The organism is Azotobacter beijerinckii (assembly GCF_900110885.1).
Classification (GTDB): Bacteria; Pseudomonadota; Gammaproteobacteria; order Pseudomonadales; family Pseudomonadaceae; genus Azotobacter; species Azotobacter beijerinckii.
Genome location: NZ_FOFJ01000001.1, coordinates 171,446 through 197,550 on the forward strand (window position 1 = coordinate 171,446; position 26,105 = coordinate 197,550).

The 26,105-nt window shown below is 69.2% G+C and carries 16 protein-coding genes; 4 read left to right on the forward strand and 12 right to left on the reverse strand.

All coding sequences use genetic code 11. The features are described from left to right. Nucleotides 1-19: 19 nt before the first annotated feature. The 7 genes from BMY22_RS00775 to BMY22_RS00805 form a co-directional block, all read right to left on the reverse strand. The gene (locus BMY22_RS00775; RefSeq protein WP_090618781.1) at nt 20-1,555 is read right to left on the reverse strand and encodes an efflux transporter outer membrane subunit; all 1,536 of its coding nucleotides are present in this window, start codon (nt 1,553-1,555) and stop codon (nt 20-22) included. Further along, entirely contained in the window at nt 1,552-4,659 is a 3,108-nt protein-coding gene (locus BMY22_RS00780; protein ID WP_090618783.1) for an efflux RND transporter permease subunit, read from the reverse strand. The genes BMY22_RS00775 and BMY22_RS00780 overlap by 4 nt, the downstream gene beginning before the upstream one ends. Before the next feature lie 88 nt (nt 4,660-4,747). Then, a complete protein-coding gene (locus tag BMY22_RS00785) occupies nt 4,748-7,843 on the reverse strand; it encodes an MdtB/MuxB family multidrug efflux RND transporter permease subunit (RefSeq protein WP_090618784.1) in 3,096 nt (1,031 codons plus the stop codon). Further along, on the reverse strand, nt 7,840-9,120 hold the full coding sequence (locus BMY22_RS00790; protein WP_090618786.1) for an MdtA/MuxA family multidrug efflux RND transporter periplasmic adaptor subunit: 1,281 nt from the start codon (nt 9,118-9,120) through the stop codon (nt 7,840-7,842). The genes BMY22_RS00785 and BMY22_RS00790 overlap by 4 nt, the downstream gene beginning before the upstream one ends. A 490-nt stretch (nt 9,121-9,610) precedes the next feature. Continuing rightward, entirely contained in the window at nt 9,611-13,303 is a 3,693-nt protein-coding gene (locus BMY22_RS00795; protein WP_090618787.1) for a translocation/assembly module TamB domain-containing protein, read from the reverse strand. Next, nucleotides 13,300-15,024 (reverse strand): autotransporter assembly complex protein TamA, encoded by a 1,725-nt coding sequence (locus BMY22_RS00800; protein WP_167363676.1) that lies wholly within the window; start codon nt 15,022-15,024, stop codon nt 13,300-13,302. Before BMY22_RS00800 ends, BMY22_RS00795 begins: the two co-directional genes overlap by 4 nt. Nucleotides 15,025-15,101: 77 nt before the next feature. Next, nucleotides 15,102-15,746, reverse strand: a complete 645-nt coding sequence (locus BMY22_RS00805) for a GNAT family N-acetyltransferase (protein ID WP_208599207.1) — start codon at nt 15,744-15,746, stop codon at nt 15,102-15,104. Nucleotides 15,747-15,876: 130 nt separating this feature from the next. On the opposite strand from BMY22_RS00805, the gene xthA reads away from it, so the two are divergent. Beyond that, nucleotides 15,877-16,689 (forward strand): exodeoxyribonuclease III, encoded by an 813-nt coding sequence (xthA, locus tag BMY22_RS00810; RefSeq protein ID WP_090618790.1) that lies wholly within the window; start codon nt 15,877-15,879, stop codon nt 16,687-16,689. A 133-nt stretch (nt 16,690-16,822) separates the two neighbouring features. Further along, nucleotides 16,823-18,199 (forward strand): substrate-binding domain-containing protein, encoded by a 1,377-nt coding sequence (locus tag BMY22_RS00815; protein WP_090618792.1) that lies wholly within the window; start codon nt 16,823-16,825, stop codon nt 18,197-18,199. 70 nt (nt 18,200-18,269) lie between these two features. Here BMY22_RS00815 and BMY22_RS00820 read toward each other — a convergent pair whose 3' ends face one another. Continuing rightward, nucleotides 18,270-19,427 (reverse strand): PilT/PilU family type 4a pilus ATPase, encoded by a 1,158-nt coding sequence (locus BMY22_RS00820; RefSeq protein ID WP_208599205.1) that lies wholly within the window; start codon nt 19,425-19,427, stop codon nt 18,270-18,272. 121 nt (nt 19,428-19,548) lie between these two features. Between BMY22_RS00820 and BMY22_RS00825 the strand changes: the two genes are divergently transcribed. Both BMY22_RS00825 and BMY22_RS00830 read left to right on the forward strand, forming a co-directional pair. Next, complete coding sequence (locus BMY22_RS00825; RefSeq protein ID WP_090618795.1) at nt 19,549-19,827, forward strand: peptidylprolyl isomerase; 279 nt, start codon at nt 19,549-19,551, stop codon at nt 19,825-19,827. Between the two features lie 192 nt (nt 19,828-20,019). Continuing rightward, nucleotides 20,020-21,249 carry an MFS transporter gene (locus BMY22_RS00830; protein ID WP_090618797.1) on the forward strand — a complete coding sequence of 410 codons (1,230 nt, stop codon included), beginning with the start codon at nt 20,020-20,022 and terminating at the stop codon, nt 21,247-21,249. 29 nt (nt 21,250-21,278) lie between these two features. Here BMY22_RS00830 and BMY22_RS00835 read toward each other — a convergent pair whose 3' ends face one another. From BMY22_RS00835 to BMY22_RS00850, 4 genes are all read right to left on the reverse strand, one after another. Continuing rightward, the gene (locus BMY22_RS00835) at nt 21,279-22,697 is read right to left on the reverse strand and encodes a sigma-54-dependent transcriptional regulator (protein ID WP_090618800.1); all 1,419 of its coding nucleotides are present in this window, start codon (nt 22,695-22,697) and stop codon (nt 21,279-21,281) included. Between the two features lie 2 nt (nt 22,698-22,699). Next, nucleotides 22,700-24,046, reverse strand: coding sequence for a sensor histidine kinase (locus BMY22_RS00840; protein WP_244158757.1), 1,347 nt, complete (start codon nt 24,044-24,046; stop codon nt 22,700-22,702). A 329-nt stretch (nt 24,047-24,375) separates the two neighbouring features. Then, nucleotides 24,376-24,843, reverse strand: coding sequence for a phosphohistidine phosphatase SixA (gene sixA / locus BMY22_RS00845; RefSeq protein WP_090618803.1), 468 nt, complete (start codon nt 24,841-24,843; stop codon nt 24,376-24,378). Nucleotides 24,844-24,874: 31 nt separating this feature from the next. Further along, on the reverse strand, nt 24,875-25,897 hold the full coding sequence (locus BMY22_RS00850) for an NAD(P)H-dependent glycerol-3-phosphate dehydrogenase (protein ID WP_090618805.1): 1,023 nt from the start codon (nt 25,895-25,897) through the stop codon (nt 24,875-24,877). Between the last annotated feature and the right edge of the window lie 208 nt (nt 25,898-26,105).

The following is a 26,105-nucleotide window of genomic DNA, read 5'->3' on the forward strand; positions in this document are numbered from 1 at the left end:
CCCTCATCGCCCGAAGCCGTCAATCCTCTTCCGGCTTCGCTCGCGCCTTATCCAGCCGCTCGTCGAGCGTCTCCAGATCGTCCAGCTCGGCGCTGTCCCAGCCGCCGCCGAGGGCGGCGATCAGCTGCACGCTGGCAGTCAGCCGGTTGCTCAGCAGGGTCAGGCCGGTGCGCTCGTTGGACAGCGCCGCGGTCTGCACGGTGACCACGCTGGTGTAGTCGACGGTACCGGCCTTGTACTGGTTCTCCATCAGCCGGCGGGACTCGTTGGCGGCGTCCACAGCCTCCTGCTGGGCCCGGCTCTCGCGCTCCAGCACGCTCAGTTGCACCAGGTAGTCCTCCACCTCGCGGAAGCTGTCCAGCACGGTCTGCCGGTAGGTCGCTACCGCCTGCTGGTGGGTGGCCCGCGCCTGATCCACCTGGGAGCGCAGCAGGCCGCCATCGAACAGGGGCAGGGTCATCTCCGGGCCGATATTCCAGAAACGGTTGTCCGTCACGAACCAGTTGCTCGTAGTGCTGGAGCGATAGCCACCCGCCGCGCTCAGGCTGAAGGTCGGGAAACGGGCGGCCTTGGCCACGCCGATCAGGGCGTTGGCCGAGATCACCTGGCGCTCGGCGGAGGCCACGTCCGGGCGCCGCTCCAGGAGGCGCGACGGCAACAGGGTGGGGATTTCCGGCAGGGTCGGCAGGGCGTCCCGCTCGGCCAGGGCGAACTCGGCCGGCGGCACGCCGACCAGCACGGCGATGGCATGCTCCAGCTGGGCGCGCTGGTAGTCCAGGTCGACGGCTTGGGCCTCGGTGCTCTTCAGCTGGGTGCGCGCCTGGGTCACGTCGGACTTGGTGACCATGCCGGCGCGGTACTGGTTCTCGGTCAGGCGCAGGCTGCGCGCATAGGCCTCCACCGTGGCCTTGAGCAGGCGCCGCTGACCGTCCAGCACACGCAGTTGCAGGTAGCTCTGGGCCAGCGTGGACTGTTGGCTGAGTCGCACCGCGGCGAGGTCGGCGGCGCTGGCCTGCAGGCTGGCGCGATCCGACTCCAGCTGGCGGCGCAGCCTGCCCCAGATGTCCAGCTCCCAGCTGATGTTGGTGACCGCGTTGTAGCTGTCGGTGATGCTGCCGCCTCCGCCGCCGGTGCTGACCGTCGAACCGTCGGCCAGGCGCACCGAACCGCCGCCGCCCGAGGCCGACGACGAGCGGGTCTTGTCGACGCTGGCCCCGCCGGTCGGGAAGAACGCCGCCTTCGCCCCGCGCACCGCAGTCTTCGCCTGCAGGTACTGGGCCACCGACTGGGCGACGGTCTGGTTGGCGTCGTCCAGGCGGCGCATCAGATCGCTCAGCACGGGGTCGGCGTACATCTCCCACCAGCGGCCGCGCTCGAGTTCGTCGGCGGGTGTGGCGAGCTTCCAGCCCTCGCCCTCCTTGAAGCTGTCCGGGGTGGACAACACGGGACGTTCATAGTCCGGGCCGAGGGCGCAGCCGGTCAGGGCCAGGCTCAGGGCGAAGGTCAGCGACCAGGCGAGCCGCTGGGGTCGGGAAGATGGAGCGGAGGCGGTCATAACGAGGTATCCAGGGCGGCATCGCTGCGCACGCCGCGCCAGCGGTTGAAGCGGTGACGCAGGCGGTCGAAGAACAGATAGACCACCGGCGTGCTGTAGAGGGTCAAGAGTTGGCTGAGGACCAGCCCGCCGACGATGGCGAGCCCCAGCGGGCGGCGCATTTCCGCCCCCTCGGCGGTGTCCAGCAGCAATGGCAGGGCGCCGAGGATCGCCGACAGGGTGGTCATCAGGATCGGCCTGAAGCGCAGCAGACAGGCACGACGGATCGACTCCTCCGGGCCGAGCCGCGCGTGGCGCTCCAGCTGCAGCGCCAGGTCGATCATCAGGATGGCGTTCTTCTTCACCACGCCGATCAGGAGGAACAGGCCAAGCAGCGAGATCAGGCTGAACTGGTCGCCGACCAGCTCGATCGCCAGCAGCGCACCGACGCCCGCCGAGGGCAGCGTGGAGAGGATGGTCAGCGGGTGGACGTAGCTCTCGTAGAGGATGCCGAGGACGATATACACCACCAGCAGCGCGCCGAGGATCATCAGCGGCTGGGCCTTCTGCGCCTGCAGCAGGGCGCCGCCGGTGCCGCCGAGCTGGCCCTGCACGTCGGTGGGCAGCCCGACCCGCGCCACCGCCTGCTGGATCGCCTGGTTGGCCTCCACCGCGCTATGGCCGGGCGCGATGGAATAGCCGATGTTCTCCGCGGCGAACTGGCCCTGGTGCTGCACCCGGTCCTCCTCCAGGCTGCGCTCCCAGTGGGAGAAGGCCGACAGCGGCACGCGCAGCCCGCCGTCGGTGATCAGCTGGACCATGTCCAGCGCCTCGGGGGACTGGGCGTAGCGCGGGTCGATCTCCATCACCACCTGGTACTGGTTGAGGTCGTCGTAGATGGTCGAGATCTGCCGCTGGCTGAAGGCGTTGTTCAGCACCGCGGTGACCATGTCCATGTCCACGCCGAGGCGCTTGGCGGTCTCGCGGTCCACAACCAGGCGGATCTGCTGGGCGCCCTCGCCCTGGTTGGCGTCGATGTCGGTGAGCTGGGGCAGCGCGGCCATGGCCTCGCGCACCTTGGGCAGCCAGATGCGCAGCAGCTCCAGATCGCTGGAAAGCAGCACGTACTCGTTCTCCGAGCTGCGCCCCTGGCGCCCGCCGAACTGCAGATCCTGGTCGGCCATGAGGAACAGCTGGCCGCCCGGAACCTTCGGCAGGCTCTTGCGCAGGCGGTCGATCACCTGCTGGGCGGAGAGGCCGCGCTCGGCGATCGGCTTCAGGCGCACGATGACCATCGCGTTGCTGATCCCGCCCTTGCCGCCGATGAAACCGGCCACGCTCTGCACCGCCGGATCGGCGAGCAACGCCCGGCGATAGGCTTGCAGCTTCGGCTGCATGACCTGGAAGGACAGCCCGTCGTCGCCGCGGACGAAGCCGATCAGTTGGCCGGTGTCCTGCTGCGGGAGGAAGGTCTTGGGCACCGCGACATACAGGTAGACGTTCAGCGCGATGGTCGCCAACAGACCGAACAGCATCAGCGTCGAATGCGCCAGGGCCCAGTCCAGGCTGCGCGCGTAGCCGGCCATCACCCGCGCCTGCAGGCCACTGGCGAAGCGCCCCAGGCGGCTGGGCGCGCGTGCCTCGGTCTCGGGCTTGAGCCAGCGCGCGCAGAGCATCGGGGTCAGGGTCAGCGAAACCAGCAGGGAGATCAGGATGGCCACCGCCAGGGTGATCGAGAACTCGCGGAACAGCCGCTCGACGATGCCGCCCATGAACAGCATGGAGAGGAACACCACGACCAGCGACAGGTTCATCGACAGCAGGGTGAAGCCCACCTCGCGCGAGCCCTTGAGCGCCGCCGCCAGCGGCGGCTCGCCGTCCTCGACGTGCCGGGCGATGTTCTCCAGCACCACGATGGCGTCGTCCACCACCAGGCCGGTGGCGATGATCAGCGCCATCAGCGACAGGTTGTTCAGGGAAAAACCCCACAGGTACATCACCGCGAAGCTGCCGACCAGCGACACCGGCACCGCCAGCGCCGGAATCAGTGCGGCACGCCAGTGGCCGAGGAAGGCCAGCACCACCAGGATCACCAGACCCACGGCGATCAGCAGGGTACGCTCGGCCTCGTGGAGGGTGGCGCGGATCACCGGCGAGCGGTCCATCGCCACCTCCAGCTCGACGCTGGCCGGAATCACCTCGCGCAGCGCCGGCAGCCGGGCGCGGATCTCGGCGATGGTCTCGATGATGTTGGCGCCGGCCTGGCGGTTGACGATCAGCAGCACCGCGTCCTTGTCGTTGTAGAAGCCGCTGTTGTAGCGGTCCTCCACGCCGTCGTGCACCTGTGCCACGTCGCTCAGGCGCACCGGCCCGTCGTTCTGGTAGCGGATCACCAGCGGCCGGTAGTCGGCGGCGCGCTCCAGCTGGTCGTTGGCCTGCACCTGCCAGTGGCGCAGGGCATCCTCCACGTCGCCCTTGGGACGCCGCACGTTGGCCGCGGCGATCGCCTGGCGTACCTCGTCGAGGGCGATGCCGTACTGGTCGAGCAGGCGCGGCTCCAGCTCGATCCGTACCGCCGGCAGCGAACTACCACCGACCTGCACCTCGCCCACCCCGTCGACCTGGGAGAGCTTCTGCGCCACGATGGTCGAGGCAACGTCGTAGAGCTGGCCCTTGTCGAGCACCTTGGAAGTCAGCGAGAGCACCATGATCGGCGCCTGGGAGGGATTGACCTTGCGGTAGGTGGGCATGCTGCGCATGCCGCTGGGCAGCAGGGTGCGCGCCTCGCTGATCGCTGCCTGCACCTCGCGGGCGGCGGCGTCGATGTCGCGGCCGATGTCGAAGAGGATGATGATCCGCGTGCTGCCCTGGCTGTTGCGGCTGGTCATCTCGCTGATCCCGGCGATGCCGCCGAGCGCCCGCTCCAGCGGCGTCGCCACGGTGGACGCCATGATCTGCGGGCTGGCCCCGGCCAGGCTGGCCTCCACGGTGATCGCCGGGAAGTCCATCTTCGGCAGCGGCGACACCGGCAGCAGGCCGAAGCTCAGCGCACCGAGCAGGAGGATCGCCAGGCTGAGCAGCAGGGTCGCCACCGGACGGCGGATGAAGGGAGCCGAGAGGTTCATGCCGCCCCCCCTGTAGGAGCAAATTCATTTGCGACAGGTGCAACGCAAATCGCGAATGAATTCGCTCCCACACAAAACGGCTTGAGGCTCATGCCGTCACCCCCGCCGCGCTGCGGCCCATGAAGCGCCGGCTCAGGCGGTCGAAGGCCAGGTAGATCACCGGGGTGGTGAACAGCGTCAGGAGCTGGCTGAGCAGCAACCCGCCGACCAGCACCAGGCCCAGCGGCTGGCGCAGCTCGGCGCCGGAGCCGGTGGCGAACATCAGCGGGATGGCGCCGAACAGCGCGGCCAGGGTGGTCATCAGGATCGGCCGGAAGCGCAAGAGCGCCGCGCGGTGGATCGCCGCCTGCGGGTCCATGCCCTGATGGCGCTCGGCCTCCAGGGCGAAGTCGATCATCATGATCGCGTTCTTCTTGACGATGCCGATCAAGAGGATGATGCCGATGATCGCGATCAGCCCCAGGTCGTTGCCGGAGAGCAGCAGCGCCAGCAGCGCCCCCACCGCGGCCGAAGGCAGCGTGGAGAGGATGGTGATCGGGTGGATGTAGCTCTCGTAGAGCACGCCGAGCACGATGTACATGGTGACGACGGCGGCGAGGATCAGCAGCAGGGTGCTCGACAGCGAGGCGCGGAACGCCTCGGCGGCGCCCTGGAAGCGGCTCTCGATGCCGCCCGGCAGGCCGATCTCCCGCTCCACGCCCTCGATCGCCGCCACCGCCGCGCCGAGCGAGATGCCCGGCGCCAGGTTGAACGACAGGGTCACCGCGGGGAACTGGCCGATGTGGTTGATCAGCAGCGCCGCCGCCCGCTCCTCGATACGCGCCAGGGACGACAGCCGCACCTGGCCGCCCTCGGCGCTGGCCACATGCACCTCGTCCAGCGCCGCCGGGCCGAGGCTGTCGACAGCCCGGCTTTCCAGCACCACCCGGTACTGGCTGGCCTGGGTGTAGATGGTCGAGATCTGCCGCTGGCCGAAGGCGTCGTAGAGCGCGTCGTCGATGGCGGCAACGGTCACCCCGAGGCGCGCGGCGGCGTCGCGATCAATGTTCAGGTAGACCTGCAGGCCACGGGTCTGCAGGTCGCTGGCCACGTCGGTCAGCTCCGGCAGCGCGGCAAGCGCCTCGACCAGCTTCGGCGTCCAGGTCTCGAGCAGCGCACCGTCCGGCGATTCCAGGGTGAACTGGAACTGGGTGCGGCTGACCCGGTCCTCGATGGTCAGGTCCTGCACCGGCTGGAGGAACAGCTGGATGCCCGGCACCGCGGCGAGCTGCGGACGCAGCCGCTCGATCACCTGGCTGGCGGTGACCGTGCGCGCGGCATGCGGCTTGAGGTTGATCAGCAGGCGCCCGCTGTTGAGGGTGACGTTGTCGCCGTCCACGCCGATATAGGAAGAGAGGCTGGCCACCGCCGGGTCCTGCAGGATGACCTCGGCGAGGTGCTGCTGGCGCTCGCTCATGGCGCGGAAGGAAATACTCTGCTGCGCCTCGGAGATCCCCTGGATCACCCCGGTGTCCTGGACCGGGAAGAAGCCCTTGGGCACCGCCTGGTAGAGCACCACAGTGAGACCGAGGGTGGCCACGCCGATCAGCAGGGTCAGCGCCTGGTGGCGCAGCACCCAGTGCAGGGCGAGGTCGTAGCCGGCGATCAGGGCGTCGATCCAGGCGCCGCTGGCGCGGTAGAAGCGGCCCTGGCGCTCCTCCGGCTCCTCCTGCTTGAGGAACAGCGCGCACATCATCGGCGTCAGGGTCAGCGACACCACCAGCGAGATGAGGATGGCCACCGCCAGGGTAATGGCGAACTCGCGAAACAGCCGGCCGACCACATCGGCCATGAACAGCAGCGGGATCAGCACGGCGATCAGCGAGAAGGTCAGCGAGATCAGGGTGAAACCGATCTGCTTCGCCCCCTTGAGGGCCGCCTCGAGCGGCGTCGCGCCCTCCTCCAGGTGGCGGGCGATGTTCTCCAGCATGACGATGGCGTCGTCGACCACGAAGCCGGCGGCGACGGTCAGCGCCATCAGCGTCAGGTTGTTGATGGAGAAGCCGGCCACGTACATCACCCCGAAGGTGCCGATCAAGGACAGCGGCACGGCGATCGAGGGGATCAGCGTGGCCGACAGCTTGCGCAGGAAGACGAAGGTCACCAGCACCACCAGGCCCACCGCCAGCACCAGCTCGAACTGCACATCGTGCACCGCGGCGCGGATGGTCTGGGTGCGGTCGGTGAGCGGAATCACCTCGAGACTGGCCGGCAGGGTCGCGGCGATCTGCGGCAGCAGCGCCTGGATGCGCCCGACCACCTCGATGACGTTGGCCCCCGGCTGGCGCTGGATGTTCACCAGCACCGCCGCGTTGCGGTTGGCCCAGGCGGCCAGACGGTCGTTCTCGGCGCCGTCGACGATTCGCGCGACGTCCTTGAGGCGCAGGGTCGCGCCGTTCTGGTGGGCGAGGATCAGGTCGCGGTATTCGTTGGCGGATTTGAGCTGGTCGTTGGCGTCGAGCTGCGACACCCGGGTCGGGCCGTCGAAGTTGCCCTTGGGCTGGTTGACGTTGGAGGCGGTGATCAGCGAACGCACGTCGGAGAGGTTCAGGCCGTAGGTGGCCAGCGCCTGCGGATCGACCTTGATGCGCACCGCCGGGCGCTGGCCGCCGGCCAGGCTGACCATCCCGACGCCGGTGATCTGCGCCAGCTTCTGCGCCATGCGGGTGTCCACCAGGTCGTTGATCTCCGGCAGCGGCATGGTTGCCGAGGTGACCGCCAGGGTCACCACCGGGGTGTCGGCCGGATTGACCTTGTTGTACACCGGCGGTGTCGGCAGGTCGTCGGGCAAGAGGTTGCTGGCCGCGTTGATCGCCGCCTGCACCGACTGCTCGGCGACCTCCAGGTTCACCTCCAGGCTGAAACGCAGGGTGATCACCGAGGCGCCGCCGGAGCTGGTCGAGGACATCTGCTTGAGGCCCGGCATCTGGCCGAACTGGCGCTCCAGCGGGGCGGTCACCGCGCTGGTCATCACCTCGGGGCTGGCGCCGGGATAGAGGGTCATCACGCGGATGGTCGGATAGTCCACCTCGGGCAGCGCGGAAACCGGCAGCAGGCGGTAGGCGATCACCCCGCAGAGAAAGACCGCGACCATGATCAGGGTGGTGGCGACCGGCCGGAGGATGAAGGGGCGCGAGAGGTTCATGCGCTGGGCTTCGCTGTCTGCGGCCGGCCCGCCGGCGCCGGCTTGGGCGCCTCGCCGGCGGGCGGGCGGCTGTCGTCGATCACCTCGACCTTGCCGCCGTCGCGCAGGCGGTCGGTGCCCTCCAGCACCAGCCGCTCGCCGAGGCTCAGGCCCTGCTCGATCAGGGTGGTGGTGCCGTCGCCGGGGCCGGCCGTCACATAGCGCAGCTGCGCCTTGCCGTCGTCGCCGACCACGTAGACGAAGGTGCCCTGGGAGCCGAACTGCAGCGCCGCCGCCGGTGCCAGCAGGGCCTGCCGGCGGGTGGTCACGCGCAGCCGGACGTTGACGAACTGGTTGGGGAACAGGCGCTGCTCGGCATTCTCGAAGCGCGCCTTGAGACGCACGGTGCCGGTGGTCAGGTCGATCTGGTTGTCCAGGCTCTCCAGCTCGCCCACCGCCAGGCGGTTGCGCTCGCTGCGGTCCCAGGCCTCCACGCCCAGGCGCTGGCCGGCGTGCAGCTGCTCCAGCACCTGCGGCAGCTCGCCCTCGGGCAGGGTGAAGCTGACCGAGATCGGCAGGGTCTGGGTGATGCTCACCAGCGGCGTGGTGTCGCCGCTGCTGACCAGGTTGCCGACGTCCACCTGGCGCAGGCCGAGGCGCCCGGCGATGGGCGCGCGCACCTGGGTGTACTCCAGGTTGACCCGGGCCTGCTCGACCGCCGCCTGGTTGGAGCGGACCGTGCCCTGGTACTGGGCGACCAGCGCCTCCTGGGTGTCGAGGGTCTGCTTGGCGACCGAATCCTCGGCGTACAGCCCCTTGTAGCGGGCCAGGTCGATCTCGGCATTGCGCAGCTGCGCGCGGGTCTGCTGCAGGGTGCCCTCGGCCTGCTTGAGCGCCGCCTCGTAGAGCCGCGGGTCGATCACCGCCAGCAGGTCGCCGGCCTTGACCTGCTGCCCTTCGCGGTACAGCACCTTGACCAGTTCGCCGTCGACCCGCGAACGCACGTTCACCGTGTTGTAGGCGGTGACCGTGCCCAGCGCCTTGAGCTCGACCGGGAAATCGCCCTGCTTCACCTCGCCCACCCGCACCGGCACCGGACCACCGAAGGCCCCGCCCGGTCCACCGGGTCCTCCCGGGCCGCCCGGCCGGCCTGCCGCCGCACCGGCCGAAACCTTGGCACCGGAAAGCGCCGGCCACTGCCACCAGGCGGCAAGCCCGACGGCGACGAGCACCGCCAGCAGCCAATAGGGCCAGCGGCGGGGTGCTGGAGACGGAGAATTCAGGTTCGACTCGGACATGACGGGCAACCGCTTTCAAAGGACGCCGAACGATAAGTATTCGCGTCGACCAAGCAAAGGGCCTTTACGGGTCTTTTACCTTAGGGCCTGTTGACGTTTTGGCGTGAGCCGCGTTGCCGCGTCAAATGCCGCCAGGCAAGGCGCGGGGCGCCGGCAATGGTCATTCCCTTGCCAAGTCCCGCAACGCCGCATGGCAGCATTTGACGCGCAACCCGAAGGGACGGGGCCCGTCTGGCGCAGCACGGCGTCGCTCGTCGTTCATTTGGAATGACCAAACTTCTCTCCTCGTTCCTTGTTCTGCGCCAGACGGGCCTCCGTCGCGGCCTACGCCAAAACGTCAACAGGCCCGATGGCCGATGCCCCCTGCCGGAGCGGCGCAACGCACGGCAAGGGAGAGGCGAAACGATACAAGTGCCGGCCAGCGGCTGCATGCCGCTTCCGATCGCGAACAGCGATCCGCCGGATCGAGACACCGAAAGCGTCCGCCTCGTCAGAAATCCTGCTTATAGAAAAGGTCCAGCGAACTAGCCAGACCGCTGGCCGCCTCGAGGAACAGCCGGCGGGTCAGTTGGTAGCGCAGGGCGATGCTGTTCACCGGCTCGAACACGCCGACCCCGTAGATCAGGCTGAGCCGCTCGGAAAGCTTGCCGCTGGCCACCACGCTGGTCGTCGTGCCGCTGCCCTGGGTGCCCAGCTCGAACTCCTCGATACCGAGGTTTTTCGCCAGGCCGCCGGTGATCGAGGAGCTGCCGGCCAGGCCGAGGCCGAGCGCGGCGCCGGCCAACTGGTTGCTGTCGGCGCTGTCGCTGCTGCCCGGCGCCCGGCCCAGCAGCAGGTAGGAGAGCGCCTGCTCCTGGCTCATCGCCGGCTCGGCGAACACGTCGGTGCGCGGCTCCAGGACGCTGCCGCCGACCCGCAGGCCGGCCACCACATCGTCGACCGTGCGGACCGCTTCGATGTCCAGGTAGGGCTGGTCGATCGGGCCGATGAACAACAGCCGCGCCCGGCGGATATCCAGGCGCTGCCCGTAGGCGCGGTAGCGCCCCTTGTTCAGGCTCAGCTCGCCGCGGGCGTCCAGTTGGTCGCCGATGTGCAGGTGGCCGGCCAGCTCGGAGGTCAGGCCGAAGCCGCTGAAGGTCAGCTTGTCCTTGCCGACCTCGACCTCGATATCCATCCGCATCGCCAGCTGCCGCCGGGGCTCGACCTCGCGACCGGCCACCACCGCGTCCTCGGAAACCCGGACGGTCGAGACCGGCAGCTCGCGCAGGGTGATCGCCCCGCGCGGCACCGCCAGCGCGCCGCTCAGGGCCAGTTGCCGATCGGCCGTCTCTCCGGCCAGGCGCACCCGCAGGTCCGGCGCCACCTCCAGCTCGGCATAGGGCGGGACGCTCACCGGCAGGCGGCTGCCGCGGACGCGCAGGTCCAGATCCGGCGCCTGGCGCCAGTCCAGGGTGCCGTCCAGGCTGCCCTGGCCGTGCTCGCCGCTGCGCCAGCCGCCGCTCAGTTGCAGGCGGTCGCCGGCGATCTGCGCCTGCAGCCCGAGATCCTCGAAACGGATCGGCAGGCCGCTGCCGGCAATCCGCCCACCGCGCAGCTCCAAGCGACCGTCGATCAGGGGCTGCAGCAGGCTGCCGCGCAGGGTGCCGTTGCCGTCGAGCGTGCCGTCCAGCTCCTCGACCGGGCCGGCGAAGGGGCGCAGCACGCCCAGCTCCAGCCCGCGCAGGGCGAAGCGGCCGGAGAGCGGCTTGTTCTTGCCCTGCGGGTCGATCTGCACCGCGACGTCCAGCTCGCCCAGCCGTGGCCCGGCGAAAGCCAGCCGGGCATCGATGCGCTGCGGCTGCAGGCGGCTGTCGAGGAGCAGTTGGCGGTAGGGAAAATCCTGCCAGCGGCCTTTCTCGCGCAGGCGCAGCACGCCGTTGCCGGCGTCCAGGCGGACCTGCCCGCGCGGCCCGGCGGCCGGCAGTTCGAGCCGCAGCTCGCCGTTCAGCCGACCCTGCCAGGCGAAGTCCTGCGGCCACCAGGCGGCCAGGCTGTCCAGCGGAAAGTCGCGCAGCCGGTAGTTCAGCTGCGACTCCGGCAGCAGCCGCTGATCCTCGCCACAGAGGCTCGCCGGGCCGGAGCGCCAGCAGTGCGCGCCGAGGCTCAGGCGGCCGTCGGCCAGGCGCTCGAGGCGCGCCGGACCTTGCAGGCGCCAGTCCTGGCCACCGCTGCGCAGTTCGCCGCGACTCAGCCGACCGCGCCAGTTCCAGCCCTGCGCCAGCGCCTCCAGGCGGCCGTCGAAGGCCAGCACCAGCACCAATTGCGGGCCGTCGAGATCGACCGTCAGCGTCTGGGTGCGCCGGTCGCCCTGCCCCAGCGCCTGGAGCCGGCCCAGGCGGGTGTCGCCGAACTGAATGCCGCCGGCGTCCAGCGCCATGCGGCCGCGCTGGGCGGCGTCGAGGCTGGCGGCCAGTTTCAGGCTGTCCAGGCGCCGCGCGCCGAGGCGCAGCCGGCGACCGGCGAGATCCAGCGTGCCCTGCGGCGCCGCTGGCGTGCCGGCCAGATCGAGACGCCCGTTGGCGCTGCCCTGCAATCCCGGCCAGAGCTGGCCGAGCTGCGGCAGGGCCAGTTCCAGCCGGCCCCCGAGGCGCTCGCCGAGCTGCCCGCTGCCCTGGATGCGGTTGTCGCCGAGCGCCAGGTCGAGCTTCGCCAGGCTCCAGGCGTCGTCCGCGCCCTGCCCCTCGAGCAGCAGGCGCGCCCGCTGGCCACGCAGGCGGCCGCTCAGGTCGACGGCGGCGTCCAGTTGCAGGCGGCCGTCGCGAAAGCGCCCCTGGGTCTTCAGCGGACCGCCGAGGCTGCCGGCCAGCTCGGCGAGCCAGTAGGCGGGGTCGAGTCCGCTCAAGTGCAGGTCGGCATTCCAGCCGATGCCGTCGGCGAAGCGCAGGCCGAGCACGCCCTGCGCCCGCCCCTGACCGGCGACCAGCTTGAGCTGCGGCAGATGGAGCTGGGTGAAGTCGCCGCTCAGCGGGCTGGCCAGACTGAAGGGACCGGCCGGGCCCTGCAGTTCGGCGTCGAAATTGCCGAGATAGCCGCCGTCGCGGTAGGACAGTTCGCCGGTGAAGCGCTTGAGGCTCACCGCCGGCTCGGTGCGGGTCGGGTAGAGCCGCCGCCAGGGGAAGTCCCGCCAGTCGAGGCGCAGCTCGCCGGCCAGCCCATCGCGCCAGCCCAGGCGGCCGGCCAGCTCGAGGCGCTGCGCGCCGCCGGCATCCAGCCGGAGCGCCGCGAGTTCTGCGCCGTCGCTCTTCACCCGGCCCTGCAGGACCAGCGCCACGGCACCGCCCTCGCCCGGCAGACGAGCCTTGCCCTGCACTGCGTAACCCTCCTGCAGGTCGCCGTCGAGCGCCAGCTCGATCTGCTCCAGACGCAGGGTATCCGGCAGGCCGGCGGCGGCCTTGAAGCCGTCGGCCGTCAGCTTCAGGCTGACCGGGAGCTGCTCGGCGAGCGGCCGGATGTCGCCGCTCAGCCGTCCCGTCAGGTAGCCCTGGCTGTCGGCCTGCAGCCTCAGGCGCTCCTGCAGGTCGCCGTCCACCTGCACGGCCAGCGCCCAGGGCTGACCGCCCGGCGCCGGCAGTGCCAGACTGCCGCTCGCCGTCAGCGGCCAGCCGGCGGTGGGGGCGAGATGGCCCTGCAGGTCTACCCTCCAACCGTCGCGGCGGGCCTTGAGTACGTCGATGCGAATGCCCTCGGCGCTCCACTGCGCACTCAGCTGCAGATCCCCCACCTGCTCGCGGCCATTCAGCAACAGACGGCCGAGCCGGGCCTCGCCGAGACGGATCGGAAACGGCAGCTGCAGCGCCGGCAACTGCCGCGGCCCGCCCGCCCCGTCCTCGCCCGGGGGCCATGCCAGGCTCGCCTGCCCGGCAACCAGCCGCTCCACGCAGAGGGTCAGCTGCAACAGGCAGGCGGGGCGCCAGGCGAACTCGACATCGCTCAACTCGACGCCCCGCTCGCCCTGCCGCCAGTTCAGCCGCTCGGCCTGCCAGGCGCCGGCGAGGCGCCCGGAGAAGCCCTCCACCTGCAGTCCCGGCACCCGCCCGAGCAGCCAGAGGCTGCCGGCACTGCTGCCGAGCAGCGCCCCCAGCGCAATCAGTGCCAGCGCCAGGACCAGCAGCAGGCCACACAGCCCCAGCCTCAGGCTTTTCATAATTCCGGCCCCATGGAGAAGTGCAGGCGAACGCTGTTGTCGTCGAGGCCGCGGGCCAGGTCGACGCGCAGCGGACCGACCGGGGACACCCAGCGCACGCCGAAACCCACGCCGGTCTTGAGGTGGGGGGAGATTTCCGAGTTGAAGGCGTTGCCCTGATCGACGAAGGTGGCGATGCGCCATTTGTCCCGCAACGTGTACTGATATTCCAGGCTGCCGGCGATCAGGTAGCGCCCGCCGACATGGTCGCCGTCGGAGTTGGTCGGCGACAGCGTCTGGTAGTCGTAGCCGCGCACGCTCTGATCGCCGCCGGCGAAGAAGCGCAGCGACGGCGGCACCGTGGTGTATTGGTCGGTGAAGTTGCCGCCGCCCTGCAGCCGGCCGAGCAGGCGGTGCCGCCCGGCCAGGGTGGTCAGCCCCTTGAGCATGACGGTGCCGTAGAGCAGGTTGGCATCCGATAGCAGCGCCTCGCTCGCCGCGGCCATCTCGACCTGCAGGCGATAGCCCCGGCTCGGGTCGAGGGGGTGGTCGCTCTCCAGATAGGAATAGGCCACCCCCGGCAGCAGCAGGGTGCTCGTTCCGTTGTCGTCGCCGTAGCGGAACTCTTCGCCCTGCCATCTCAGCGAGAACACCTGCTGCCAGCCGTTGTCCAGCAGCCGGTGCCACTCCGGGCCGATCTTGAGCAGGCGGCTGCGGGTGTCGGTATTGGCCAGCTCCTGGAACTGGTAGCCGCCGGCGAAGCGCAACTTGTCGGTCATCGGCGGGTCGAGGGGGACGTCGTACCAGAAGCCGACGTTCTGCTTGGGCTGCGACAGCTCCATTTCCGTGCCGTAGCTATGCCCCTGGGAGTTGGCCCAGTAGCGCGTCCAGTTGGCCCGCCCGCGCGGACCGACGTCGGTGGAGAAGCCGGCGCCAATGCCGAAGCTGTGCGGCTTGCGCATCTGCAGCCGGACCACCACCGGAACCACCTCGCCGCGGGCGGCGGCGGGACTGGCGTCGACCCGCACGCCCTGGAAGTAGTTGCGCCCCTGGAGGTTCTGCTGCAGCTTGGCGATCAGGTCGGCGTCGTAGGGCGCCCCGGCCTCGAAGGGCACCATGCGCCGCAGGAAGGCCTCGTCGAACGGCGTGTCGCCCTCGAAGAGCACCTCGCCCAGCCGAAAGCGCGGCCCGCTGGCGTAGACCAGTTCGATGTCGGCGACCCCGGCGGCCGGGTCGACGAACAGCCGCTGGCGGGTGAAGCGGCCGGTGAAGAAACCGAGGCGCGACGCCTGGTTCTGGATCAGCTTCTTGGCGCTCTCGTAGCGGCCGTGGTTGAGCTGGGCGCCGGGCCTGAGGCGGCGGCCCTGCGGCACGTGGAACGCCCCCAGTTGCGCCGCCGGCCCCTCGACGCGAATCTCCACATGGCGCAGGCGCACCGGCTCGCCGGGAGTCACGCGCAGGCTCAGGGTCGGCGAAGTACCGGGGCGGACCTCGCTGGCAACCTCGGCGTGGTAGTAGCCCAGCGCCTCGGCCGCACGACGGGCCTGCTCCTCGGCGGCCGGCGCGAGGCGGTGCAGCGCCTGTTCGTCCCGCTCGCCAAGCTCGCCGATATAGCCGCCGATATTACCCCGAAGATCGGCATTGTCCGGTTCGACCCGCACCTCCAGCCGGGCCTGTGCGAACACCGCAGAGCCGCAGAGCAGAAGGCCCAGGAACGTCCCTGTATGGATTGAAACTCTCATGGCCCCGGATGCTAGCACGACTGTCCGACTGCTCCGACCGTGCTTACCAAGCGTTTACATCGCACCTATCCGACGGCTCAGGCGCCCCTCTCCGCCGTCGGCTGCGGGCCGGGATGAACGAGGATGTACTCGTGCACCGGACCCAGCTCGACCTGGCCGACCTCCCGGTAGCCCTGCCGGCGGAGGAACTCCAGGCAGTGCGGATCGCCGGTGTCGAGCACGATGCCCCGCGAGTTGACATCCTCGGCGCACCAGCGCTGCAGGGCCTCGAGCAGTTGCTCACCGTAGTGCCAGCCCTGGAACTCCGGGCGCACGCCGAGCAGCGGCAGCATGTGGTAGGCGCCCGGCGGCAGGCAGGCGATCACCGCCTCGTGGTAGTCCAGGTAGCGCCGGGTGCAGCGGAATCCGGCGGTCAGCAGCATGCGCATCCGCCAGCTCCAGCTTTCGGTGATCTCCAGCCGGCGCTGCGGCGGAGAAATCAGCGCCACGCCGATCAGCCGCTCGCCGAGCAGCAGGCCGAGCGCCGGCAGGGCATCGGCGAAGTGGCGCACCAGCAGCTCGCGTACGGTGGCGCGCACCCGTTGCTCGTAGCCGGGCCGGTCGGACTCGAAGAGATAGGCGAAGGTCGGCGTGTGGCGGTAGGCTTGGTAGAGCAGCGAGCAGGACTCGCGGAAGTAGCCCCCGTCGATGAGCCGAACTTCGGTAGGTGCGGTCATGGGCAGGGCCTCCTGGCGGCGGTTCGCTGTTCCCTCCCTGCACGTTAGCATCGGCATCCGACCGCCGCCAGGCGGCTGGCCCGGCGACGCGGTGATCGGCTAGCATGGCGCCCCCGCTTCGACCCGGCAGCCCTTCATGAAGATCGTCTCCTTCAATATCAATGGCCTGCGCGCCCGCCTGCACCAGCTCTCGGCGCTCATCGACAAGCACCTCCCGGACGTGATCGGCCTGCAGGAGACCAAGGTCGCCGACGAGCAATTCCCCCTCGAGCAGGTCGAGGCGCTGGGTTACCAGGTGCACTACCACGGGCAGAAGGGCCACTACGGGGTCGCCCTACTCTCCCGGCAGCCGCCGTTGGAGGTACACAAGGGCTTTCCCGACGACGGCGAGGACTCGCAGAAGCGCTTCATCTGGGGCGTCTATGCCGATGCCGCCGGGCAGCCGGTCACGGTGATGAACGGTTACTTCCCGCAGGGCGAGAGCCGCGTCCATCCGCTGAAATTCCCCGCCAAGACGCGCTTCTACGCCGACCTGCAGGCCCTGCTGGACAGCCGCTTCGGCCCCGACCAGGCCCTGGCGCTGATGGGCGACTTCAACATCGCCCCCGAAGACTGCGACATCGGCATCGGCGCGGAGAATGCCAAGCGCTGGCTGCGCACCGGCAAGTGCAGCTTCCTGCCGGAGGAGCGCGAATGGATGGCCCGGCTCAAGGGCTGGGGCCTGCAGGACAGCTTCCGCGAGCTGCACCCGGCGGTCGGCGACCGTTTCAGCTGGTTCGACTACCGCAGCCGCGGCTTCGAGGACGACCCCCGGCGCGGCCTGCGCATCGACCTGATCCTGACCTCCCGCGCCCTGCGTTCGCGCCTGCGCGCGGCCGACGTGGACTACGAACTGCGCGCCATGGACAAGCCCTCAGACCATGCGCCGGTGTGGCTGGAACTCGACTGAGTGCCGCAGACCGTGAACCGCCTCACGGTTTGGCACGATGGTCCATACCACCGGTCGGTCGTCACATAAGCGCAACCAAACAGACTTATTCTCGCGCAACCCTCCCACCTGACGTAGTAAGAAGGTGCCCCCGATGTTGCGCGCCCTGCCTTTGCCTGCCCGCTTTTCCCACCCGGCCCGCTCCCTGCTGGTCGTCCTGCTCTGCTCCAGCCTGCCGTGGAGCGCGGCGGCAGCCCAGCCCGCCGCTGCCGCGTCCGACCCCGTGCTGCGCATCCAGGGCTCCAACACCATCGGCGCCGAACTCGGCCCGGCCCTGGTGGCCGGCCTGTTCGCGCAGCAGGGTCTGCATCAGGTGCGCGTCGAGAACGGCACCGCGGCGAACGAACAGCGAGTCGTCGGTCTGGATGCCCAGGGCCGCCAGGTGGTGGCGGAAATCAGCGCCCACGGCTCGAGCACCGGCTTCGTCGCCCTGCAGGAAGGCAAGGCCGACCTCGCCGCCTCCTCGCGGCCGATCAAGGACAACGAGGTCGCCGCGCTGGCTGCGCAGGGCGACCTGCGCAGCCCGCAGGCCGAACAGGTGATCGCCATCGATGGCCTGGCGGTCATCCTCCATCCGGACAACCCGCTGCGCGCCCTCAGCCTCGAACAGCTGGCCCGGGTGTTCGCCGGCGAGGTGAAGACCTGGGAGGAACTCGGCGGGCGCGGCGGAGCGATCCACCTGTACGCCCGCGACGCCCAGTCCGGCACCTTCGACACCTTCAACGAGCTGGTGCTCAAGCCCCAGGGCAAGGCCCTCGCCGCGACGGCCCGGCGCTACGAGTCGAGCGGCCAGCTCTCCAGCGCGGTGACCCAGGACCCGGCCGGCATCGGCTTCATCGGCCTGCCCTATGTGCGCAAGGCCAAGGCCCTGGCGATCTCCTCCGGCGAGTCCCAGCCGATGCCGCCCGAGCCCAGCCTGGTCGCCACCGAGGACTATCCCCTGTCGCGACGGCTGTTCTTCTACAACCCGCCGCAGCAGCCCGGTCCCTGGGTCAAGGCCCTGGTGGAGTTCGCCCACAGCCCGAACGGCCAGAAGGTGGTCGCGCAGAACGGCTTCATCGCCCAGGAAGTCCAGGCGGTGCGCGTCGAGCCCCGCCCCGACATGCCGCCGGGCTACCTGAACCTGGCCCGCGAGGCGCAACGCCTGTCGGTGAACTTCCGCTTCCAGGAGGGCAGCGCCCTGCTCGACAACAAGGCCCAGCGCGACATCGAGCGCGTGCTCGCCTACCTGCGCGAGCACGGCAAGCTGGAGAATTCGCTGGTGCTGGTCGGCTTCGGCGACCCCAAGCAGGACAAGGAGCGCAGCACCCTGCTGTCGAAGCTGCGGGCGATGGCGGTGCGCCGCGAACTGGCCAAGGGCGGCGCGACCTTCCGCGAGATCGTCGGACAGGGCGATGCCCTGCCGGTGGCTGCCAACAACGGCGAGGAGGGACGGATCAAGAACCGCCGGGTGGAGGTCTGGGTGTACTGAAGCGCGCCGGGGCCGTCGCCCGGCGGCCCACGCAGATGGCGGGGCGCCCGAGCGGGGCCCCGCCGACGATTCAGCTGTTGCCGGCCTCCTCCGGCTCTTCCAGAACCTCCAGGCTCAGCCCCTGCCAGGGTTTCTCCCCGTCCGCCTTGTCGGCGCCGGCCACCCCGCCGTCGCGGTGCAGCTTCAGCTGGAGACGCACGTTGTTCGCCGAGTCGGCGTTCTTCAGCGCCTCCTCCTCGCCGATGGCCCCCTCGTTGACCAGCTCGATCAGCGCCTGGTCGAAGGTCTGCATGCCGAGGTTGCGCGACTTCGCCATGATCTCCTTGATCTCGCTCAGTTCGCTGCGCTTGATCAGGTCGCGCACCGTCGGCGTGCCGAGCAGCACCTCCACCGCGGCGCGGCGCTTGCCGTCCTGGGTCTTGACCAGGCGCTGGGAAACGAAGGCCTTGAGGTTGTTGCCCAGGTCGTTGAGCAGCTGCGGGCGGCGCTCCTCGGGGAAGAAGTTGATGATGCGGTCCAGCGCCTGGTTGGCGTTGTTGGCGTGCAGCGTGGAAATCGCCAGGTGGCCGGTGTCGGCGAAGGCCAGGGCATGCTCCATGGTCTCGCGGTCGCGGATCTCGCCGATCAGGATCACGTCCGGCGCCTGGCGCAGGGTGTTCTTCAGCGCGGCATGGAAGCTGCGGGTGTCCACCCCGACCTCGCGCTGGTTGATGATCGACTTCTTGTGCCGGTGCACGTACTCCACCGGATCCTCGATGGTGATGATGTGCCCGCCGCTGTTGCGGTTGCGGTAGTCGATCAGGGCCGCCAGGGAGGTCGACTTGCCCGAGCCGGTACCGCCGACGAACAGCACCAGGCCGCGCTTCTCCATCACCACGTCGAGGAGGATCTTCGGCAGCTTGAGGTCCTCGAAACGCGGGATGTCGAGCTTGATGTTGCGCGCGACGATGGACACCTCGTTGCGCTGCTTGAAGATGTTGATGCGGAAGCGGCCGATGTTCGGCAGGGAGATCGCCAGGTTCATTTCCAGCTCGCGCTCGAATTCGACGCGCTGCTCGGTGTCCATCAACCCTTCGGCGATCTTCGCCACGGCGCCCGACTGCAGAGGCTCCTGGCCGAGCGCCTTGAGCACGCCGTTGAATTTCGCGCAGGGCGGCGCGCCGGTGGACAGGTAAAGGTCCGAACCGTCCTGGGTAGCCAGGACTCTGAGCATCGATTGAATATCCATGGAATAGGTCCGCAAGGCGTATGTCGTTCAAAATCAATCGGTTGTCAAACCGGCCCGCGGCACTCTAGCCACCCCTTCCGATCTGGCACAATGCGCAGACTTCCAAGTTGAGGACTCCTTCATGGCCAAAGCGATGGCACGTCACATTCTGCTCGGCAGCGAGGCCGAAGCGGCGCAGCTGAAGAAGCGTCTGGCCAATGGCGAGGACTTCGCCCAGCTCGCCCGCCGCCACTCGACCTGCCCCTCGGGCAAGCGCGGCGGCGACCTCGGCGAGGTCCGTCCGGGGCAGATGGTGCGGGCGATCGACCAGGTGATTTTCAAGAAGGCCCTGCGCGAGATCCATGGCCCGGTGAAGTCGCAGTTCGGCTATCACCTGGTGCAGGTGTTCTACCGCGACTGAACGGCCAGCGAACGCGCATGCCCGAACCGCGCGATCAGCGAACGTCTTTTCCGGCCGGTACGCCCCGACGGCTTCCCGTGCCAGCCGCCGGGAACGCATCATCCCCGGAACCGATCAATGGTTGCTTCCTGGCAAAAACAGTTGTCTGATGACATATCTCATTCAAGCAACCCAGCCATCCGGAAAATCGCCATGTCCAGCGCGCCGCCCACAGAGCCCGTCCAGGGCACCACCCTGCAGATCCTCTCCATCGTCTGCTTCTCCTTCATCGGCTTCATGAGCGTCGGCATCCCCATGGCGGTTCTGCCGGGGCTGATCCATCACGACCTGGGCTTCAGCACCCTGGTCGCCGGCCTGGTGATCGGCCTGCAGTATCTGGTCACCCTGCTGGTGCGCCCGTTCTCCTGCCGGGTGATCGACAGCGCGGGACCGAAACAGGCGCTGATCTACGGCCTGACCGGCTGCGCCCTGGGCGGCCTGCTGATGCTGCTGGCCACCCTCTGGCTGGCCCTGCCGCTCTTCAGCCTGCTCGTCCTGGTGCTCAGCCGCCTGGTGCTCGGCATGGCCCACAGCGTACTCGGCGCCTCCGCAATCGCCTGGGGCATCGGCCAGGTCGGCAGCGCAGGCACCGCCCGGGTGATTTCCTGGAACGGCATCGCCAGCTACGGCGCGATCGGCCTGGGTGCACCGCTCGGGGTGTGGCTGGCGGGCCGTTTCGGCCTGCCCTGGATGGGCGCCAGCGTGCTGCTGATCGCCCTGTGCGGGCTCGCCCTGGCCTGGCGCAAGACGGGCGTGCCGGTGGTCGCCGGCGATCGGCTGAGCTTCATGAGCGTACTCGGGCGAGTCGGCCCCTACGGCCTGGCGATGGCCCTGGGCACCCTCGGCTACGGCACCATCGCCGCCTTCATCACCCTCTACTACGACAGCCGCGGCTGGGCCTGGGCGGAGTACGCGATGACGGCCTTCGGCTTCAGCTTCATCGCCGCCCGCCTGCTGTTCGCCCAGGCGATCGACCGCCTGGGCGGCTACCGGGTGGGGATCGCCTGCCTGCTGGTCGAAGGCGGCGGCCTACTGCTGCTCTGGGCGGCGCCCGGCCCGCTGCTGGCCATGCTCGGCGCGGGGCTGAGCGGCTTCGGGTTCTCGCTGGTGTTCCCGGCCCTCGGCGTGGAGGCGGTGAAGAGCACGCCGGCGTCCAACCGCGGGGCGGCGATCGGCGCCTATTCGCTGTTCCTCGACCTGGCGCTGGGCGTCGCCGGCCCGCTGATCGGCCTGCTGATCGGCAGCCAGGGTTTTCGCTCGATCTTTCTGGTCTGCGCGCTGGCCGCCTTCTGCGGCCTCGGCCTGACCCTGGCCCTGCAGCAGCGCAGCGCCCGCCAGCCGGCCGGGAGCGCGGCGGAGCTGGCACCGGTCGAGGCGGATTAGCGCCGGGGCCCGTCCCTCGCCGGGCGAGCCTAATGCCGGCGATCCGGCCGCGCCAGCCCGAGCTTCTCGATGCGGTAGCGCAGCATGTCCCGCGTCAGCCCCAGCAGGCGGGCGGACTTGGTCACGTTCCAGTCGGTCCTGTCCAGCGTGCGCAACACCATGTCGCGCTCCACCTCGGGCAGGTTGAGCCCCTCCCCCGGCAGCGCCGGGTCGAAGTCGCGGACCAGGGCCGGACGCGGATCGCCCCCCTCCATCAGCTCCGGGCAGATCGCCAGCTGAGCGGGGCCGATCAGGTTGCCCGGCGCCAGCAGGGCGGTCTGCTCCAGCATGTTGCGCAGCTCGCGCACGTTGCCCGGCCAGCTGTAGCTCTTCAGCAGCGCCCTCGCCTCCGCAGTGAAACCAAGGCCGGGCTTGCCGTAGCGCTTGCCGTGCTGGGCCAAGTAATGCTCAGCCAGGGCGATCACGTCCTCGCCGCGCGCGCGCAGCGGCGGCACCTTGATCTCGATGACCCGCAGGCGGAAGAACAGGTCGCGGCGAAACTTGCCCTGCTGGACCATCCGCTCAAGGTTGCAGTTGGTCGCACTGATGATGCGCAGGTTCACCTTGCGCTCCCTGACCGCGCCCAGCCGGCGGATGCTACGGTCCTCCAGCAGCTTGAGCAGCTTGGCCTGCAAGGGCAGCTCGATCTCGCCGATCTCATCGAGGAACAGCGTGCCGCCGTCCGCCGCCTCGACCAGGCCGACCCGCCGCTCCTTGGCGTCGGTGAAGGCGCCCCGCTCGTGGCCGAACAGCTCCGCCTCCAAGAGGTGCGCCGGAATCGAGGCGCAGTTGACCTCGACGAAGGGGCCGCCGCGGCGGTTGCCGTCGAAATGCAGGGCGCGGGCGATCAGCTCCTTGCCGGTGCCGGTTTCGCCTTCGATCAGCACCACCGGCAGATCGGCGTCGGTCATCCGGCTCTCCGCCTCCAGCAGCTGACGCACCGTCGCCTTCATCGCCCGCATCGCCGGCGAGTTGCCGATCAGCGCGTCGAGTCCGGCGGCCCGGGCTTCGCGCGCCTGGTAGAAGGACAGCGCATGCTCCAGACGCTGGGCCTCGAGCGCCTTGTCGATCAGCAGCTTGAGTTCGGCCAGCACCACCGGCTTGGTCAGGTAGTGGTAGGCCCCGGCCTTCATCGCGGCCACCGCATCCTCTACGTTGCCGTAGCCGGTCATCATGATCGGCTTGATCCGCGGGTCGCTGGCGCAAACCCGGGCGACCAGTTCCAGACCGCTCATCCCCGGCAGGGAGCGGTCGGTCAGCAGCACGTCGGGGCGCTGCGTCCCGAGCAGCTCCAGCGCCTCCTCGGCCGAGCCGCAGACCAGCGCCTCGTAGTGCCGGCGTTCGAGATAAGTCCGAATATTGTCCGCCAGCGTCTCGTCGTCCTCGACGATCAGAATGCTGTGCTCCATCGCTAATCTCCTTCTGCAATCCTGAAGACCAGACACACGTCGGTCCCTTCCCGTTCACGGCTATCCAGCCGGATGGAGCCGCCGAAACGCTCCATGATCCGCTTCACCAGCACCAGCCCGACCCCGAGCCCGCCGCGCTTGGTGGTATAGAAGGCCTTGAAGGCCATCGCCATCTGTTCCCGCGTCATGCCGTTGCCGCTGTCGCCGACGGTCAGGCGCAGGCGCCGCTCCCGGACATCGACCGCGATCCGGATGCGCAGCGTGCCGCCCCGGGGCATGGCCTCGATGGCATTGGAAATCACGCTGTTGAGCACCTGGGCGAACAGCACCCGATGGCTGATCACCGCCGGCGCCGGCTGTGCCGGCCAGTCGACCCGGATGCCGGCAGCGCGGATCTGCTGGTCGAAGGCGTGCAGCACGTCGTCCACCGCCGCCACCGGGTCCACCGCCTCCCGGTCGCCACAGAGCGGGCGGGAGGAAATCAGCAGTTCGCTGACGCACTTCGACAGGCGGTCGACCTGGCCGATGATGTCCTCGATGTTCTTGCGGATCGGCGGCGCATCCACATCCAGCGCCAGCTCCGCGCTGGAGCGAATGGCCGCGAGGGGATTGCGCAGGCTGTGCGCCACCGCCGTGGACATCTCCCCGAGGGCGACCGCCGTTTCGTTGGCGATCAGCTGCTTCTGCTGGGCGGCGAGCAGCCCCGAGAGCCGCCAGACCATCCAGAACAACCCGAGGTAGATCAGCACGCCGCCGAGCACCGCGGCCAGCCAGCACAGCAGGTAGCTGCGCTGGATACGGGCGATCAGGTCCACCGGCTCCTTGTAGATCTCCACCATCGTCGCCACCCTGCCCGCGCCGTCGCCGAGCGGAATGTAGTGCCCGACATAGAGTTCCCCTGGCGGGCTGAAGACGTTTTCCCCGAGGTGCTCGCCGGTCGTGGCGGCGACCGCGTCTCCGCTGCCGAAGGCTTCCTCGAGGTCCGCGTTATCGACCCTCCTGCCGATCAGCCGCGGGTTGGTCGACCAGAAGATGACCCGGTCGGCACCATACAGGTTGACCAGCAGTACCTCGGGGAGATGGGTGATGTGGTCGAGGAACTCGCTGCGGACCTTGGCGATCGTTCTGCGCAGCAGTTCGGAGCCGGAGAGTTCCCGTCCCGGCTCGAGCAGCATGCCCATGGTCATGTCCAGACTCATGTCGGCATGACGGCGCTCCATTTCAGCGATCGAGCGGACCGCCTGAACGGTCAGCAGGCCCTCGCGGCGGACGCTCTCGATCAACAGAAAACGGGTTGAAACGATAGCCAGCGAGACGACAACCGCCGTGATGACGACGAAGCTGACCAAGGAGAAATACCTGATCAGATGGAACCGCTTCGGGGTTTCCGCGCCCAAGGGTGTTCGCCTCCCTGCAAAGAAGGATGCCTCTGGACCCCGACTGGCTCATCCTGGTATTCGTTCTTGTGGGTGTTTTTATAGCCCATTGCTATAGGGTGGCTAAGCACGATTGGCGATCATGAAGGCCGGTATTCGATATAAGAGCTGCCAGCCTAGCGGCCCCAGATGCCGGATGAAGCGGGCCGGCCCGCTTCATCCGGCCGGCGGGACGAGCACGGGGAAACGGCCCCGGCCACGAAGTCGTCGCGGGCAGCCGTGGCGGGTTGCGATCTTCGGCCCTACGGCCGATGCCCCGGGTGATGGAGGGCGCGCAGGTACATCGCACCGGCCAGCGGCAGTTCGCCATCCAGCTCGGCCAGGCTGGCAGTCTGCATCGGCAGCGGGTCCTGCAGGTGGCCGTGGATCAGCAAGCCGGCCAGCGCACCGAGGAAGGGCTGGTGGCTGGCCAGCAGGAGTTCTTCCTCGCCGCGTTCGGCCAGCCGGTCGAGGGCCTGGCGCGGATCGCTGTCCGGCGTCAGCCAGTCCACCACCACCAGCTTCGGCGCGCCGTCGAGAAAGGCCGCCAGCAGCTCGGCGGTCTGCCGGGCGCGCACATAGGGACTGCAGAGGATCGTCGGCAACGGGCGCCCGGCCAGGTGCGCAGCCGCCTGGCGGACCTCCTTGCGGCCGTGCCGGGTCAGCTCGCGCTCGGCATCGGTACGGGCATGGGACTCGGCCTCGCCGTGTCGCAGCAGCCAGAGTTTCATCGGGATCTCCTCGCCGGCCGGGGTGGATGGATCAGAAGCCGCTGGTGGAAATGAAGTCCACATCGGTCTTCGGCTCGCCGGTCATCAGCGCCTCGATGACCTGGGCCAGGGTGCGCCCCTCGAAGAGGATCGCGTGCAGGCCGGCGACCAGCGGCATGTAGACGCCCAGTTCCTCGGCCTTGGCCTTGAGCACCCGCAGGGTGTTGACCCCTTCGGCCACCTCGCCGAGGCGCGCCACCGCCTCCTCCAGGCTGAGGCCCTGGCCGAGCGCATAGCCAACCTGATAGTTACGACTCTTCGGCGAGGTGCAGGTGACGATCAGGTCGCCGACCCCGGCCAGACCGAGGAAGGTCATCGGGTTGGCGCCGAGCCGCACGGCAAAGCGGGTCATCTCGGCGAGGGCGCGGGTGATCAGCATGCTCTTGGTGTTCTCGCCCATCCCCAGCGAGGCGGCCATGCCGGCCATGATCGCATAGACGTTTTTCAGCGCCCCGCCCAGCTCGGCGCCGAAGCGGTCGGCGCTGGCGTAGACGCGGAAGGTGCGCCCGTGCAACACGGCCTGCACCGCCCGGCACAGCGCTTCGTCCTCGCTGGCGACGACCGTGGCGGTCAGCGCATGCTCGGCGATCTCCCGTGCCAGGTTGGGCCCGGAGAGCACGCCGATGCGTGCCGCAGGAGCGATCTCCTCGATGATCTGGCTCATCAGCTTGAAGCTCTGCGCCTCGATCCCCTTGGTGGTGCTGACCAACATCTTCCCGGCCAGCAGCCCGGACACCGGCTGCAGCGCCTGGCGTAGGGCGCTGGAAGGCAGCACGACGAAGATCAGCTCGCAGGCCGAGACCGTCGCGGCGAGGTCGGTGACCGGCTCGACGCCGGGAAGCACCTTGATGCCCTTCAGGTAACGCGGGTTCTCCCGCTGCGTGCGGATCGCCTCGGCCTGCACGGGATCGCGCATCCACAGCCACACGGTCTGGCCGCTCTCCGCCAGCAGATTGGCAAGCGCCGTGCCGAAGCTGCCGCCGCCGAGCACCGCGATGGGTTGTCTTGCAGTCATCTCGTTCCTCCAGTACGGCAATGGGACCGCATTATTACGGAGCGAGACCGTCGAGACCAGTCATCGGTTGGCCCTTGCACGGTCACGAACACTGTCGTAAAGCCGTTCCATGGCCGGTTGGCGACCCTTCCCCCCACCGACAAGTGATAAACTATGCAATTGCGGCTGACCTTCGTCATTCCGACCCCATGCATTTGGCTGCCGCCAG